At 47.8% G+C, this 16326-nt stretch carries 12 protein-coding genes and 1 pseudogene; 12 read left to right on the top strand and 1 reads right to left on the bottom strand.

The features are described 5' to 3' along the window. The first annotated feature begins 41 nt into the window (after positions 1-41). The 5 genes from aspS to DXA20_RS12555 all read left to right on the top strand — a co-directional run bounded on the left by aspS (position 42) and on the right by DXA20_RS12555 (position 5106). Positions 42-1373: an aspartate--tRNA(Asn) ligase gene (aspS, locus tag DXA20_RS12575; RefSeq protein WP_118561213.1), complete on the top strand. Its 1332-nt coding sequence runs from the start codon at positions 42-44 to the stop codon at positions 1371-1373. A gap of 32 nt (positions 1374-1405) precedes the next feature. Beyond that, positions 1406-1696, top strand: coding sequence for an Asp-tRNA(Asn)/Glu-tRNA(Gln) amidotransferase subunit GatC (gene gatC, locus DXA20_RS12570; RefSeq protein ID WP_022304978.1), 291 nt, complete (start codon positions 1406-1408; stop codon positions 1694-1696). A 99-nt stretch (positions 1697-1795) separates the two neighbouring features. Then, positions 1796-3259, top strand: a complete 1464-nt coding sequence (gene gatA, locus DXA20_RS12565) for an Asp-tRNA(Asn)/Glu-tRNA(Gln) amidotransferase subunit GatA (protein ID WP_118561211.1) — start codon at positions 1796-1798, stop codon at positions 3257-3259. A 16-nt stretch (positions 3260-3275) separates the two neighbouring features. Then, the gene (gene gatB / locus DXA20_RS12560) at positions 3276-4706 is read left to right on the top strand and encodes an Asp-tRNA(Asn)/Glu-tRNA(Gln) amidotransferase subunit GatB (protein WP_118561209.1); all 1431 of its coding nucleotides are present in this window, start codon (positions 3276-3278) and stop codon (positions 4704-4706) included. 19 nt (positions 4707-4725) lie between these two features. Next, complete coding sequence (locus DXA20_RS12555; protein ID WP_118561207.1) at positions 4726-5106, top strand: PilZ domain-containing protein; 381 nt, start codon at positions 4726-4728, stop codon at positions 5104-5106. Positions 5107-5260: 154 nt separating this feature from the next. Here DXA20_RS12555 and DXA20_RS12550 read toward each other — a convergent pair whose 3' ends face one another. Next, a complete protein-coding gene (locus DXA20_RS12550; protein ID WP_118561205.1) occupies positions 5261-7444 on the bottom strand; it encodes a flagellar hook-length control protein FliK in 2184 nt (727 codons plus the stop codon). A 265-nt stretch (positions 7445-7709) separates the two neighbouring features. Between DXA20_RS12550 and hrcA the strand changes: the two genes are divergently transcribed. The 7 genes and pseudogenes from hrcA (at position 7710) to DXA20_RS12520 (ending at position 16215) form a co-directional block, all read left to right on the top strand. Then, complete coding sequence (gene hrcA / locus DXA20_RS12545) at positions 7710-8747, top strand: heat-inducible transcriptional repressor HrcA (protein ID WP_022304972.1); 1038 nt, start codon at positions 7710-7712, stop codon at positions 8745-8747. A gap of 64 nt (positions 8748-8811) precedes the next feature. Beyond that, on the top strand, positions 8812-9408 hold the full coding sequence (grpE, locus tag DXA20_RS12540; protein ID WP_118561259.1) for a nucleotide exchange factor GrpE: 597 nt from the start codon (positions 8812-8814) through the stop codon (positions 9406-9408). 51 nt (positions 9409-9459) lie between these two features. Further along, a pseudogene (gene dnaK, locus DXA20_RS12535) lies at positions 9460-11336 on the top strand (molecular chaperone DnaK). 114 nt (positions 11337-11450) lie between these two features. After that, positions 11451-12608, top strand: a complete 1158-nt coding sequence (gene dnaJ, locus DXA20_RS12530; protein ID WP_118561203.1) for a molecular chaperone DnaJ — start codon at positions 11451-11453, stop codon at positions 12606-12608. Positions 12609-13362: 754 nt separating this feature from the next. Then, positions 13363-14649, top strand: coding sequence for a phosphopyruvate hydratase (gene eno, locus DXA20_RS12525; RefSeq protein WP_334294595.1), 1287 nt, complete (start codon positions 13363-13365; stop codon positions 14647-14649). 20 nt (positions 14650-14669) lie between these two features. After that, on the top strand, positions 14670-14843 hold the full coding sequence (locus DXA20_RS16240; protein ID WP_158577232.1) for a hypothetical protein: 174 nt from the start codon (positions 14670-14672) through the stop codon (positions 14841-14843). Positions 14844-14856: 13 nt separating this feature from the next. After that, on the top strand, positions 14857-16215 hold the full coding sequence (locus DXA20_RS12520) for an MATE family efflux transporter (RefSeq protein ID WP_022304967.1): 1359 nt from the start codon (positions 14857-14859) through the stop codon (positions 16213-16215). Positions 16216-16326: the final 111 nt, after the last annotated feature.

Raw genomic sequence — 16326 nt, 5'->3', positions numbered from 1 at the left:
TGGGGCGAGGTTTCCAGGATACGGAAAGGCATGGTTTTATTATGGAATTTATAAGTGGAGTTGCAAAAAAGGATACACTGGAGATCAGTGAGATCCTTGCCGGAGATTATGAGGGCAAGACCATCAAGGTCAACGGTGCCGTGCATACGATCCGTGACATGGGTGATGTGGCATTTGTCGTTCTTCGTAAGAGAGAGGGACTTTTGCAGTGTGTCTATGAGGAGGGTGTGACAAAGTTCGATCTCAAGACCTTAAAGGAGGCAGCTACCGTTGAGGTAGAGGGCGTTCTTGCAAAGGAGGACCGCGCACCAAACGGTGTGGAGCTTCGTCTGAACACGATCCGTATCCTGTCTGAGCCGACAGAGCAGATGCCTCTGCAGATCTCCAAATGGAAATTAAAGACATCTCTCGAAGCGAAATTAAACTATCGTCCTGTTTCTCTTCGTAATGTGCGTGAGCGTGCGAAGTTCCGTATTCAGGAGGGACTGGTAAGAGGTTTCCGTGATTTCCTGTATGAGCAGGGCTTTACCGAGATCCATACACCAAAGCTTGGCGCAAAGAGTGCCGAGGGTGGTGCAAACCTGTTTAAACTGGAGTATTTTCACAGGCCTGCGATCTTACAGCAGAGTCCGCAGTTTTACAAGCAGATGATGGTTGGCGTATTTGACCGTGTCTTTGAGACCGCACCGGTATTTCGTGCCGAGAAGCACAACACAAAGCGTCACCTGAACGAGTATACTTCTCTCGATTTTGAGATGGGTTATATCGATGGCTTTGAGGATATCATGGCGATGGAGACAGGCTTTTTGCAGTACACAATGGCACTTCTCGAGAAAGAGTACAGCAGAGAGTTAAAGATCCTTGGTGTGACACTGCCAAAGACGGACAAGATCCCTTGCGTTCGTTTTGATGAGGCGAAGAAGCAGGTTGCGGAGAAGTACAACCGTGAGATCAGAAACCCATACGATCTGGAGCCGGAGGAAGAGGTGCTGATCGGTCAGTATTATAAAGAGGAATGTGATGCAGATTTCGTATTTATCACACATTATCCATCCAAGAAGCGTCCGTTCTATGCAATGGATGATCCGGAGGATGAGACATATACCTTAAGCTTCGACCTTCTGTATCACGGACTCGAGATCACCACAGGTGGTCAGCGTATCCACAGCTATCCGGAGCTTCTTGCCAAGATGGAGAAGCGTGGCATGACCGAGGAAGGCATGGAACAGTATCTGAGCGCATTCAAGCATGGTATGCCGCCACACGGTGGACTTGGAATCGGTATGGAACGACTGACAATGCAGCTTCTGGGAGAGGAGAATGTCCGCGAGACAACACTCTTCCCAAGAGACTTAAGCCGTCTGGAGCCGTAGTATGAGCACAAATAGAAAGGCAGGATATAGATATGGCAAATGTAATATCTGATGAAACAATTGAGTACGTTGGTATTCTGGCAAAGCTGGAACTGAACAAGGAAGAGCAGGAGCGTGCCAAAAAGGATATGGGCGAAATGTTAGATTATATCGACAAGCTGAATGAGCTTGATACCACCGGTGTAGAGCCGATGTCGCATGTATTTCCGGTGAATAATGTATTCCGTGAGGATGTCGTAACAAACGGAGACGGACATGAGGCAACACTTGCAAATGCACCGGAAGTAAAAGAAAATGCATTTTTAGTTCCTAAAACCGTATAGTTTCACACAGCAGCTTTGTGCCGGTGGCGCAAAGCATGCGGTATTGCGATTGGACAGATGTTTTAAATGAAAGATCAACAGGAAAGGATTGGTGATTTAATGTCATTGATGCAGCTTACGGCTGTAGAGCTGGGCAAGAAGATAAAAGCAGGAGAGGTTTCTGTGGTTGAGGCGACAGAGGCTGCTCTTAATGCCATTGAGGCAAAGGAAGATAAAGTTAACAGCTTTGTGACAGTGGATCGTGAGGGTGCGCTGAAGCAGGCAAAGGAAGTACAGAAAAAGATCGATGCAGGAGAGCTTACCTCTCCGCTGGCAGGTGTACCGGTAGCGATCAAGGATAATATGTGTACCGAGGGTCTTCTGACTACCTGCAGCTCTAAGATTTTAGGAAACTTTGTACCGACATTTACATCCGAGGCAGTGCTTAATCTGCAGAAGGCAGGAGCCGTGATCCTTGGAAAGACAAATATGGACGAGTTTGCCATGGGAAGCACCACCGAGACATCTGCCTTCGGCGAGACAAAGAACCCATGGAACACCGAGCATGTACCGGGAGGATCTTCCGGCGGATCCTGTGCGGCTGTTGCAGCAGGAGAGTGCTTCTATGCACTTGGTTCCGATACGGGCGGATCCATCCGTCAGCCAAGCTCCTTCTGTGGTGTGACAGGTATTAAGCCGACCTACGGAACCGTTTCCCGTTACGGACTGATCGCTTACGGTTCTTCTCTGGATCAGATCGGACCGGTTGCAAAGGATGTGACCGACTGTGCAACGATCCTCGAGACGATCGCTTCCCATGATCTGAAGGATTCTACCTCTGTTGAGCGCAAGGATACGGATTTTACCTCCGCTCTGGTGGATGATGTGAAGGGCATGAAGATCGGTATTCCGAAGGATTATTTCGGAGAGGGTCTTGATCCTGAGGTCAAGGAAGCCGTTCTTAACGCAGCAAAGAAGCTGGAGGAGAAGGGTGCCATCGTTGAGGAGTTTGAACTGAGTCTTGTAGAGTATGCGATCCCGGCATATTATGTTATCGCCTGTGCAGAGGCAAGCTCCAATCTGGAGCGTTTCGATGGTGTGAAGTACGGTTATCGTACCAAAGAGTATGAGGGACTTCACAACATGTACAAAAAGACACGTTCCGAGGGCTTTGGCGCAGAGGTGAAGCGTCGTATCATGCTTGGTTCCTTCGTATTAAGCTCCGGTTATTATGATGCTTATTATCTGAAGGCTCTTCGTACAAAGGCACTGATCAAGAAAGCTTTTGACAAGGCGTTTGAGAAGTACGATATGATCCTTGGACCGGCAGCACCGACAACGGCACCAAAGCTTGGTGAGAGTCTCAGTGATCCGATCAAGATGTATCTGGGCGATATTTATACCATTTCTGTCAATCTTGCAGGCCTTCCCGGTATTTCTGTTCCTTGCGGCGTTGACTCAAAGGGACTTCCAATCGGTTTACAGCTGATCGGTGACTGCTTCCAGGAGAAGAAGATCATACAGGCTGCATATGCATACGAGCAGACAAGAGAGCCGGCATTTAGCCCGCTTCTGGCAGAATAGAAAGGAGACCGGAAAGATGAAACAATATGAGACTGTGATAGGACTTGAGGTCCATGTCGAGCTTGCGACAAAAACAAAGATTTTCTGCGGCTGTTCTACCGAGTTTGGAGGAGCACCGAATACTCATACATGCCCGGTTTGTACCGGTATGCCCGGTTCTCTGCCGGTTTTAAATAAGCAGGTGGTAGAGTATGCGATTGCGGTTGGTCTTGCCACAAACTGCAGTATTACCCAGTATTGTAAATTTGACCGGAAGAATTATTTCTATCCGGATAATCCACAGAACTATCAGATTTCCCAGCTGTATCTGCCAATCTGCCGCAACGGCGGCATTGAGATCGAGACGGCTGCCGGCAAGAAGACTGTCGGAATCCATGAGATCCATATGGAGGAGGATGCCGGTAAGCTGGTGCACGATGACTGGACAGGCAGCTCTATGGTTGATTACAACCGTTCCGGTGTGCCTTTGATCGAGATCGTATCCGAGCCGGATATGCGTTCTGCTGACGAGGTAATTGCTTATCTGGAGAAGCTTCGTATGATCATTCAGTATCTTGGCGCTTCTGACTGTAAGCTTCAGGAGGGTTCCATGCGTGCCGATGTCAACCTTTCCGTCAGAGAGGTTGGAGCGACAGAATTCGGAACACGTACCGAGATGAAGAACTTGAACTCTTTCAAAGCAATCTCTCATGCTATCGAGGGCGAGAGAGCACGTCAGATCGAGCTTCTGGAGGAAGGCCGTCAGGTTATTCAGGAGACAAGAAGATGGGATGACAATAAGGAGTCTTCTTATGCGATGCGTTCCAAGGAGGATGCACAGGATTACCGTTATTTCCCGGAGCCGGATCTTGTTCCGATCGTGATCAGCGACGAGTGGTTAAAGGAAGTAAAGGACAGACAGCCGGAGCTTCGCTCTGAAAAGCTGGAGCGTTACAAAAAGGAATATGACATTCCTGAGTATGATGCAGAGATCATCACAGGAACCAAGAAGATGGCAGACATCTTTGAGGCTACGACAGCAATCTGCAATAAGCCAAAGAAGGTTTCCAACTGGTTGATGGTAGAGACGATGCGCCTTCTGAAGGAGAACGAGATGGAGGCAGAGGATATTTCCTTCGCACCGGAGAATCTCGCAAAGCTGATCGAGCTGGCAGATGCCGGAGAGATCAACAGCTCTGTGGCAAAGGAAGTGTTCGAGGAGGTCTTTAAGAATAATGTTGATCCGGAGAAGTATGTTGAGGAGAAGGGCTTGAAGACCGTATCCGATGATGGTGCTCTTCGTGAGGTGATCGAGAAGATTGTTGCGGACAATCCGAAGTCCGTTGAGGATTACAACAGCGGTAAGAAGAAAGCGATCGGCTTCCTGGTTGGTCAGACTATGAAGGCTATGCAGGGAAAGGCTGATCCTGGAATGGTCAATAAGATTCTGAAGGAAGTTTTGGGCTAAATAGGAAATGGGGTGCAGCATGACGGAACAGAGAAGAAATATCCGGATCCCGGTGAAGATGAATCTGGAGGTTTCCGATATCTTCAAACAGGATAATGTAAAGGTCAGTAATATCAATGCACCGATCGAGGTCATTGATATCTGCCGTGACGGCATTGGCTTTGTCACCAAAAGTGTTTTGCCAATCGGGTTTTATTTCAATTCCCGGCTGGAATTTCATAGCAGCCAGAATGCGATCAACTGTGTGATCCAGATCATCCGCCAGAGTAAGAGTGAGGACGGCCTGTATCATTATGGATGTACATTTACCGGGATGCCTGCTGTATTTGACTACATCTTTGAGGAGATGGAGGAGGAATATAAACGGGCAGAGGCGCAGGAAAACGCTGCGGCAGAATAATAAAGAACAGATCAATGAGGAATATTCGCGTTGTGGGATATTTTTGTGATAGTTTGAAAAAAGACGGTACTCAGGGAACGGGTACCGTCTTTTTGATAACGGATAGAAAAGGCACAAGAGTAGTGTATAAGGGCAAAGAACTGCTTTTAATCTTTTATGCCCGGATATCAAAGGAGAACCGTTTCATTTCATGGGATGCAGACGGTGTTACCTTTGCGTTGAGAAAATCCTGAACCGGCGTTTCCGACTGTGTAAGAGGCTGTACCTGAACCTGACAGGTATAGCCTTTTTCGGTGAGAGAATCGGTCAGAAGATGTGTATTGCGTTCGATCAGGCGAAGGGAATCCTCCTTTTCCAGATGAAAATCAGCCTTGATATTCTGATGATCCTTTTCCAGACGGACATTGACGGTACCGAGGTGATCCATTTCCAGATGAAGCATCAGACTCAGCTTCTGCGGATTCTGCTTCATTTTATCCTTTTTGGTATAGACGTAGAGATCTCCGTGCGCGTTCTGGTTCTGCAGCTTCAGAGGAAGCTGCATATAGGCAAATGCCTGGTTTAAGGACTTCATAAAGTCAATGTTGCCCTGCATATCATGAGCCTGACCGGAAAGCTGCCCGGAATCGCTGCCGGAAAGCGTGGTATTGATCAGCGTCTCAAAGGAGTTCATTTTCTGCTCCATAGACTGATAGAACGAGTCCGGCTCGTTTGTTTTGGCAAGCCGGTGCGGGGAGATCGTAAAGCTGTCAAGCAGCACATTTTGAAACAGTGTCCGGAATGCTTCGGTCTGAAACAGATTCTGTGTCAGGGCGCTGTCGGAATGTGCGATACTGTTTTTGATCGTAGCAAGTGTATCTGTGGCAGAGATGTCACCGGATAAAACGCGGTCAGTGATCCCGGAATCAACACCCATACCATGCAGATAACGGGCAAGCTCAGAGCGCATTTCGGGAGTAAGCTGCAGGAAAAGCTGGCTGTTTTGTCTGCCAAAGGATTTGACACCGGAAAGGAGCGTGTCGATAACGGCAGGGGTATGAGTGATATTGGCAGAACCCTCGTGCGGGGCGGCTAACATCTCATTGATATTCTGGAAAGACGACCTGGCGGCATCGGACAGGTTATGAAACAGGCGTCCGGCAAAGGAACGTGCGGATACGGAATCGGCGGAGGCTTCTGCAGCGTTGCTGTTTGCTGCATCGGAGGAAGCGTCCGGTAAAATGGCATCTGTTTCTGTGCTTTCCGCGATTTTTCCGGAAAGAACGCTTTCTAATGTGGTTAATTCCCCGGACAGGGAAGAAGCCGGCTGCGGATTTAATAATTGAAGGATCTCGTCAGATTTCGCCTGCAGTTCGGCGGCAGGACAATGTTCCGAAAGAACAATCGTCTGTCCTGTAATCGCCTTCTGGATCAGCAGAGCCGCCTCCTTGCCGGTCATGGTGCCTGATTGAAAAGCAGCCAGTTGTTCGTCGGTCATCGGTGTTTCTGAAAGCATTGTCTTTAAGGAAGAAAGATCAGCCTCCGACAGATCCGCGATCGTCGGGAGCGCGGAAGCGGTGTCTGCGTTCGTGCGAACGGCTGCAGCGGAATTATCGTCTGCAAGTGCAATACTTAAAAGCTTCTCGCCAAACATCGCAACAATGTTGGACGGACCGTTTCCGGCAAGAGTCTCTAAAAGCTCCGGAATCTGGTTGGAGAAGGTTTCTACACGGGCAAGAAGCGAGTGCGTGCCGTTACGATACGCACTGAACTGTGCCACGCTGTCTGCGGTAACCTGGTATTGCTTGCGGTTCATCAGACAGAGCGTTTCCATGTCATCCGTACCAAGATCATATGCCTGTTGCATCAGCTGCTGGATCGATTGTTTGTTGATCGGCATCAGATTGTCCATCAGTGCCTTGACGGCAGACTGGTTGCGCTCTGTGGCCGGAAGAGATGCCTCCTCCAGAGCCTTGTTGATCAGCGTCAGCTCTGTCTCTGTGTAGCTGTTTGGAATCGCATCCAGCATAACGCCGGAGGGAGAAACGGAAGATAGGCGGAAGGCGGCAGTCTGCCCGATGGAAAGGGAAGAACTGTCCGCAATCTGCCCCTTGATCAGCGTATTATTTTCCAATGTAATGGTGATCTCATTGTTGCGCAGGTCGGAAATCTCCCCACGGATCACATCGCCCTGGCGGATCTGGTTCATGCCGCTTCTTGCAACACCGTAGCTGCTCATCTGTCCGACGGAGCGGCCTGCCTGTCCCGGATTATTGCGGGCGGCAGCCTGGTTTCCGGTCATAGTCAAATTATTTCCTCTGTTGCCTGTATTAGTCGATGTGATGATAGGATTTGCCATAATGTATTCCAAACCTTTCTATAAATAGATCGTGATTCTTTCTATAATAAATGCACCGGATTGTTGTATGATCTCGGTGATCCGGCAAACATCTTTGTGTCATTATTATATATGGTATTTCGGCTGTTTTGCAAGAAACATGAAAAAAACTGAAAAAATTAGCAAAAATATCTTGACAATAAAAAATGATAGTGCTATCTTACTAATTAGATGTTAGCACTCCACCTCAAAGAGTGCTAACAAATAAAGACAAGGGAGTGATAGTTTGGAGCTGGATGAAAGAAAGCTTAAAATACTTCAGGCGATTATCCGGACATATTTAGAGACGGGTGAGCCGGTAGGATCCAGAACGATTTCCAAGTACTCTGATCTGAATCTCAGTTCCGCTACCATCCGAAATGAGATGTCTGATCTGGAGGAGATGGGATACATTTTACAGCCGCATACCTCGGCAGGACGTATTCCTTCCGACAAGGGTTACCGTCTCTACGTTGACACGATGTTGGACGACAAGGCACAGGAAGTGCATGACATGAAAGCGGAGCTTACAGAGAAGGCCGGTAAGATCGATGATCTTCTCAAGCGGGTTGCGAAGCTTCTGGCGGTCAATACGAATTACGCCACGATGGTTTCGGGACCGCGGTACGCCTCCAAGAAGGTCAAGTTCATTCAGCTTACGCTGGTGGATGAGAGAAGCCTTCTTGTCGTGATCGTTTTGGACAACAACGTAGTCAAGAACAAAATGATCCATATGGAGGATTCCATGGATCAGGAGACATTGCTTCGGTTAAACTTCATTATGAATACAACCTTAAATGGTCTGGATGTCATGGATATGAATCTTGCCGTGATACAGAAGATCAAGGAACAGATGGGAGCACACAACAGTGTGATCGATTCGGTTCTTGAGATTATCGGCAGTGCTTTGACGGAGGATGAGGATCTGGAGATCTACACAAGTGGAGCAACAAATATTCTGAAGTATCCGGAACTTGCAGACAAGTCCAATGCAGCACAGATCTTAAGTGCATTTGAGGAGAAGAAGGACTTAAACGAATGGATCGAACAGGAGCCGGTCGGACAGAACGATGATAACCACGCCATACAGGTTTACATCGGCGGTGAGACGCAGGTTGAGTCCATGAAGGATTGTTCGCTGGTAACAGCGACCTACCGGATTGACGATGGTGTTTACGGCAAGGTCGGGATCGTAGGTCCGAAGCGAATGGATTATGACAAGGTAGTTGCTACACTGCAGTCCATGATGGAGCAGTTAGATGACATATTTAAAGACAAAAAGTAAGTCACAGAGGATGGCTTAAGAGAGGTGGTAGAAGGTGAGTCAGGAGAAAGAAACAAATCAGGACATGACAGAAGAGACAACGACAGAGAACACAGAGAAAACAACAAAGGACAGTGAGGTGACAGCAGAGACTGCCGGTGAGGCAGAAGAGAAGGAAGCTGTGGCTGAAGATAAAGAAGCCGTTGGCGAAGAGAAGAAATCACTCTTTGGCAAGAAGAAAAGTTCCAAGCTGGAGGAAAAGATCGCTGAGTTAGAGGATGCAAGAATGCGTCAGCTTGCCGAGTTCGAGAACTTCCGGAAGCGCTCCGAAAAAGAAAAGAGCCAGATGTTTGAGATCGGTGCAAAGTCAGTGGTTGAAAAGATCCTTCCGGTCATTGATAACTTTGAAAGAGGTCTTGCTTCCATGCCGGAGGAGGAAAAGGGAAAGCCATTTGCAGACGGTATCGAGCTTGTTTACAAGCAGATGCTCGGAGCACTGGATGAGATCGGAGTCAAGCCGATCGAGGCAGTGGGACAGGAATTTGATCCGAATTTCCATAATGCGGTTATGACCGTCGAGTCAGAGGATATGGAAAGCGGAACGGTGGCAGAGGAATTGCAGAAGGGATATATGTATCAGGATTCTGTCGTACGCCACAGTATGGTAAAGGTAGTCAGTTAATTTAAGATAGAGCAATGAAAGAAGAATTATAGAGAAAGAGAGGACAAAACAATGGGAAAGATTATTGGTATTGACTTAGGAACAACAAACTCATGCGTCGCTGTTATGGAAGGTGGAAAACCGGTTGTCGTAACAAATACAGAGGGCGCACGTACAACACCATCTGTTGTAGCATTTTCAAAATCCGGTGAGAGACTTGTCGGTGAGCCGGCAAAGCGTCAGGCAGTAACAAACGCTGACAAGACAATCTCTTCTATCAAGAGACATATGGGTACCGATTACCGCGTTGCAATCGATGATAAGAAGTATTCTCCACAGGAGATTTCCGCAATGATCCTTCAGAAGCTGAAGGCAGATGCAGAGAATTATCTCGGTGAGAAGGTTACAGAGGCTGTTATTACAGTTCCTGCATACTTCAACGATGCACAGCGTCAGGCAACAAAGGATGCCGGTAAGATCGCAGGTCTTGATGTAAAGCGTATCATCAACGAGCCAACTGCAGCAGCGCTTGCATATGGTCTTGATAACGAGAAAGAGCAGAAGATCATGGTTTATGACCTTGGTGGTGGTACTTTCGATGTATCTATTATCGAGATCGGTGACGGTGTCATCGAGGTTCTTGCAACATCCGGTGATAACCACCTCGGTGGTGATGATTTCGATCAGAAGATCACAGATATATGATCGCAGAATTCAAGAAGGACAACGGTGTTGATCTGTCTCAGGATAAGATGGCACTTCAGAGATTAAAGGAAGCAGCAGAGAAGGCAAAGAAGGAGCTTTCTTCTGCAACAACAACCAACATTAATCTGCCATTCATCAGCATGAATGACAATGGACCGCTTCATTTCGACATGAACCTGTCCAGAGCGAAGTTTGATGAGCTGACACATGATCTGGTAGAGAGAACAGCAACTCCTGTAACAAATGCACTCCGTGATGCAGGAATCACAGCTTCAGAGCTTGGAAAGGTTCTTCTGGTCGGTGGTTCTACACGTATCCCGGCTGTACAGGATAAGGTACAGCAGATGACCGGTCATGAGCCAAGCAAGTCCTTAAATCCGGATGAGTGCGTTGCACTCGGTGCTTCCGTACAGGGTGGTAAGCTTGCCGGTGATGCAGGTGCCGGTGATATCCTTCTTCTGGATGTTACTCCACTTTCCCTGTCTATCGAGACAATGGGTGGTATCGCTACAAAGCTGATCGAGAGAAATACAACGATCCCGACCAAGAAGAGCCAGATCTTCTCTACCGCAGCAGATAATCAGAGTGCAGTAGATATCAACGTTCTTCAGGGTGAGCGTCAGTTTGCGAAGGATAACAAGTCACTTGGACAGTTCCGTCTGGATGGTATCCCTCCGGCACGTCGTGGTGTTCCACAGATCGAGGTTACCTTTGATATCGATGCAAACGGTATCGTAAATGTATCCGCTAAGGATCTTGGAACCGGCAAGGAGCAGCATATCACGATCACAGCCGGATCAAACATGTCCGATGATGATATCGATAAGGCAGTGAAGGAAGCTGCTGAGTTTGAGGCACAGGATAAGAAGCGTAAGGAAGGCATTGATGCCCGTAACGAGGCTGATTCCATGGTATTCCAGACACAGAAGGCTCTGGATGAGGTTGGCGACAAGGTAGATGCTTCTGAGAAGGCAAAGGTTCAGGCGGAGCTTGACAGCTTGAAGGAATTAGTTGAGAAGACGAATCCGGAAGAGCTTTCTGATGCCGATGTAGATGCATTAAAGGCTGGTAAGGAGAAACTGATGGAAGCAGCTCAGGCTGTATTTACCAAGATGTATGAGCAGCAGGCTCAGGCAAACGGTGGAGCAGCAGGTGCAGGTCCGGACATGGGTAACATGGGTGGAGCCGCAGGCGCCGGCAATGCTTCCGATGATGTTGTCGATGGAGATTACCGCGAGATTTAAGCTAAATATAAATAAACATGAGATAGACCATTGATTGCACGAATGCAGCAGGCAGACGTTACGGTTAATGGTCTGTCTATCTATAAATGAACAGTATGAGAGATGGAGAGAGCTATGGCAGAGAAGAGAGATTATTATGAAGTGCTCGGGGTCAGCAAGAGTGCATCCGATTCCGAATTAAAGTCCGCATATCGTAATTTAGCCAAGAAATATCATCCCGATATGAATCCGGGAGATAAGGAGGCAGAAGCAAAGTTTAAAGAGGCTTCTGAGGCATACAGCGTATTGAGTGATCCGGATAAGCGCCGTCAGTACGATCAGTTTGGTCATGCGGCATTTGAAGGGGGTGCAGGCGGTGGAGCAGGCGGCTTCGATTTCAGTGGAATGGATATGAGTGACATTTTCGGAGATATCTTTGGCGATTTCTTCGGTGGCGGTCGTTCCAGAGCACAGAGTAATGGTCCGATGAAGGGACAGAATCTGCACCACACGATCCGCATTACCTTTGAGGAGGCATGCTTTGGTACCGAGAAGGAGCTGGACCTTCCGCTGCAGGATGAGTGTGAGAGCTGCCACGGCACAGGTGCCAAGGCAGGAACCACCCCGGAGACATGTTCCAAGTGTGGTGGTAAAGGTCAGGTGGTATTTACCCAGCAGTCTCTGTTTGGCATGGTCAGAAATGTTCAGACCTGTCCGGACTGTCGTGGAACCGGTAAGATCATTCGTGAGAAATGTCCGGATTGTCATGGCTCCGGTTATATTACAAGAAAGCGCAAGATTTCCGTTACTGTTCCGGCAGGTATTGACAATGGCCAGAGCATCCGTATCCGTGAGAAGGGTGATCCCGGTGTAAACGGAGGTCCAAGAGGCGATCTTCTGGTAGAGGTGGCAGTAAGCCGTCATCCGATCTTCCAGAGACAGGGCATTGATATTTATTCCTCTGCTCCGATCACATTTGCACAGGCTGCTCTTGGCGGGGATGTCCGCATTAAGACGGTCGATGGCGAGGTTGAGTATACCGTGAAGCCGGGAACGCAGACAGATACACGTATCAGACTGCGTGGCAAGGGTGTTCCGTCTCTTCGTAATAAGTCGATCCGTGGTGATCAGTATGTGACTCTGGTGGTACAGGTTCCGACCAGGATGAACGGAGAGCAGAAGGAGCTTTTAAAGAAGTTCGATGAAGCAATGTATGGAAAGCCGGAGGAAAAGGAAGAAGCCGACGAGACCACAGAAAAGAAAAAAGGACGTTTCGGTAAGAAGAAAAAATAAAGACTGATAATGATAACTCCCTCGGGGGAATCTGATATTTTTGCAGGTACGCTTTCGCTGCAATGCCACACGTAACGGCACATAATGCCCTGAATGACAGGGCATAAGTGCCGACGGTGGCAAGCACCTTGCAAAATATCAGATTCCTCCGAGGGAGATTTACATTTTGGGGGATTGCTCATATGTATTTAAACCTCGGATTAATGTTTAACTAAGGCTTCCCATACCAAGGATGGAAATTTGCCCATAATATTTCTTATGTCCGGTTATTTAGAAATCATATTTTGCCTGCCAATATATTAAAAATCCGTGAGCTATGACTAAAAAATTGTCTTGTCACTTACGGATTTCGAAAAATCTAATTGCTTTGCTGCTTTGATCTTCGATAAACGCATCCTGCCGTACTCGCCCCGAGGTGGGCTCAGTCGTACGGATGCGTATTTATCAAAGCATTGCAAAGCAAAGATTTTTCGGAAATCCTACTGATCTGCGTCAATTTTTTAGTCATAGTTCACGGATCAACTGATTTCTCAGGCAAAATTGATATTTTATTTTCCGGACATAAGAAATATTATGGGGACACATCAATTTGAGGTATGGGAAGTTTTAGTGTTTAATTTACAAATCCGGAGGTGTTTTTTTCTTCATAAACCGTATAAAACATTTTCAATAATTTTCGTATTATTTGATCGGATTATTTTCCGGAGGATTGCAGATACTAGTGATAAAAATAATGTCTGAAAGGGGAAATAACATGTCTGAAATAAAAGTAAGCGGCGATAAAGGAATGAAGATTCAGGATATTCTGGCGAGGGAGATTTTAGATTCCCGCGGAAATCCTACCGTGGAGGCGGAGGTTATTTTAAAATGTGGTGTGCATGGCGTGGCGAGTGTGCCCTCCGGCGCATCGACAGGAGCGTTTGAGGCGGTGGAGCTTCGGGATGGAGAGAGCCGTTATATGGGAATGGGCGTGCGGGGAGCCGTCAAAGCAATCCGGCAGATTATCGTACCCGGCTTAAAGGGAAAAGATGCATCCGGACAGCGTGAGATCGATCAGTGGATGATCGCCGAGGATGCGACCGCGAACAAATCTCATCTTGGTGCCAATGCGATCCTTGCGGTATCTCTGGCGGTGGCAAAGGCAGCCTCGGCGGGCATGAAGCTGCCGCTTTACCGTTATCTGGGAGGCTGTGGTGCCAGAGAGCTGCCGATTCCGATGATGAATGTGATCAATGGAGGACGTCATGCAGACTCTTCGATGAATATTCAGGAATTTATGATCATGCCGATCGGTTTCTTAAGCTTTCATGAGCGGCTGGAGGCAGGAACAAGAGTGTTTCACACGTTAAAGCGGCTTCTGATGGCGGAGCATTACACCACGTCGGTAGGAGATGAGGGTGGATTTGCACCGGCGTTTGAACGAGATGAACAGGCACTTGATTTTCTGATCCGTGCGATCGAGGAAGCCGGTTATCAGCCGGGAAGACATTTCCGGATCGCTCTGGATGTGGCGGCGACCGAAATGTATGATGCGGCACTCCGCGAGGGTCATGAGGGAATGTATTATTTCTGGAAATCGGGGATTTATAAGACGCCCGAGGAGATGATTGCGTATCTGAAGGAGCTTTGTGACCGCTATCCGATCTGCTCGATCGAGGACGGTCTGGCAGAGGAAGACTGGATACACTGGGAGCAGCTGACCAGAACGTTGGGAAGCCGTGTTCAGCTTGTCGGAGATGATCTGTTTGTGACGAACACAGAGCGCATCCGCAAGGGAATCCGCCGAAATGCCGCCAACGCTGTGCTGATCAAGGTCAACCAGATCGGTACGCTGACGGAGACAATGGATGCGATCCGGATGACGAAGGAAAATGGATGGCATGCGATCATTTCACACCGCTCCGGTGAGACGGAGGATACGACGATCGCAGATCTGGCGGTGGCAGTTAATGCCGGACAGATCAAGACAGGTGCACCGAGCCGTACGGACCGCGTGGCGAAATATAACCGGCTGCTGCGCATCGAGGAGGATCTCTATTAGAGGATATTTCCCGTAGAAATATGGAAGAAATGTTTGAGGCTGATGTATCGGAATATGCATCAGCCTTAATTTGTGGTATACTATATGTGAATGCGCCCGCGAGTGACAAAAAGCGGAGCTTTTTTGAACCTTTTGCCGAAGCGCTGCAAATTTGTGATACATTACGCGCGAAAGCAAAAATCAAGGATTTATAAGTGAGGCACCAAAATGAAAACACAACAAAAGACAAATAAATACGAGATCGACATGTGCAACGGATCGATATTGGACAAATTGATATCCTTTTCAATTCCGTTAATGCTGTCCGGTATCCTGCAGCTTTTATTTAATGCGGTGGATATCATCGTAGTGGGGCGGTTTACCGGAAGCGAAGCACTGGCGGCGGTCGGTTCTACCACAGCGCTGATCAATGTGTTTGTTAATTTCTTTATCGGTATTTCCCTTGGCTCCAATGTGCTGGCTGCGAGATTTTTTGCGGCTGGCAAGGACAAGGAAATGTCAGAGACCGTGCATACGGCGATCACACTGGCGCTGATCAGTGGTGTTGGAATGGGGATCATAGGAGTTCTCGCCGCAAAGGGAGCGCTGATGCTGATGGATACTCCGGATAATGTATTAAATCTTTCTACGTTATATATGCGGATTTATTTCGTGGGAATGCCGTTTTTTATGCTGTATAATTACGGAGCAGCGATTCTGAGAGCAGTCGGAGATACCAAAAGACCACTTCTTTTTCTGATCATCTCCGGCAGTGTCAATGTCGTGTTGAATCTTATTTTCGTGATCCGTTTTCATATGGGCGTTGCGGGAGTAGCGATCGCAACCGTGATCTCTCAGGCAATATCATGTGTTCTGGTACTGCGCTGTCTGTACCGCACCGAGAGCAGCTATCAGCTGCGGTTTTCCAGGCTTGGCATGAAGGCGAAATATGTAAAGCAGATTTTTCAGGTCGGCGTGCCGGCGGGCATTCAGAGTACGATCATCAATTTCTCGAATGTACTGCTGCAGTCTTCGGTCAATTCGTTTGGCTCTGTGGCGATGGCAGGCTATACCGCAGCCAATAATATTCTGGGATTTTTATATGTGTCCATCAATTCCGTGACGCAGGCATGCATGAGTTTTACCAGCCAGAATTATGCCGTCCGCAGGTTTAAGAGAATGGATAAGATATTACTGGAATGCCTGGGGCTTACCGTAGCGGTATCTCTTGTGTTCGGCGGCGGCTCTTATCTGTTTGGATCGGAACTTATGCATATTTATACAAAGAGTGCGGATGTAGTCGCATGCGGCGTTGATATTATGCTGTATACGACAGTGACTTATTTCCTGTGCGGAATGATGGATCTGTTTCCGGGGGCACTGCGCGGTATGGGGCATTCTGCCGTGCCGATGATCCTTTCGGTGATCGGAACGGTTGGTACGAGAATTGTGTGGATCTATCTGGTGTTTCCGTATCACAGAGCGTTAGACTTTTTGTTTATATCCTATCCGGTGTCGTGGCTGTTAACAATTATCATGCAGGTGATCTGTTTTTATTTTGTTCGCAAAAAGGAGATATCAAAATAATAACTCAAACTGATATGTAATGACTTTTGTCAAGAGTAAATTCGAAAAAAATCAAAAAAAATTAATTATTCTGTTTTCTGAAGGCACCCAGAAAGAGCTTCGGAGTATCAG

It is taken from the genome of Roseburia sp. AM59-24XD (assembly GCF_003478445.1).
Taxonomy (GTDB): domain Bacteria; phylum Bacillota; class Clostridia; order Lachnospirales; family Lachnospiraceae; genus Jutongia.
Note: the sequence above shows the minus strand (reverse complement) of the source record. Positions and strands in the feature narration are given on the sequence as shown.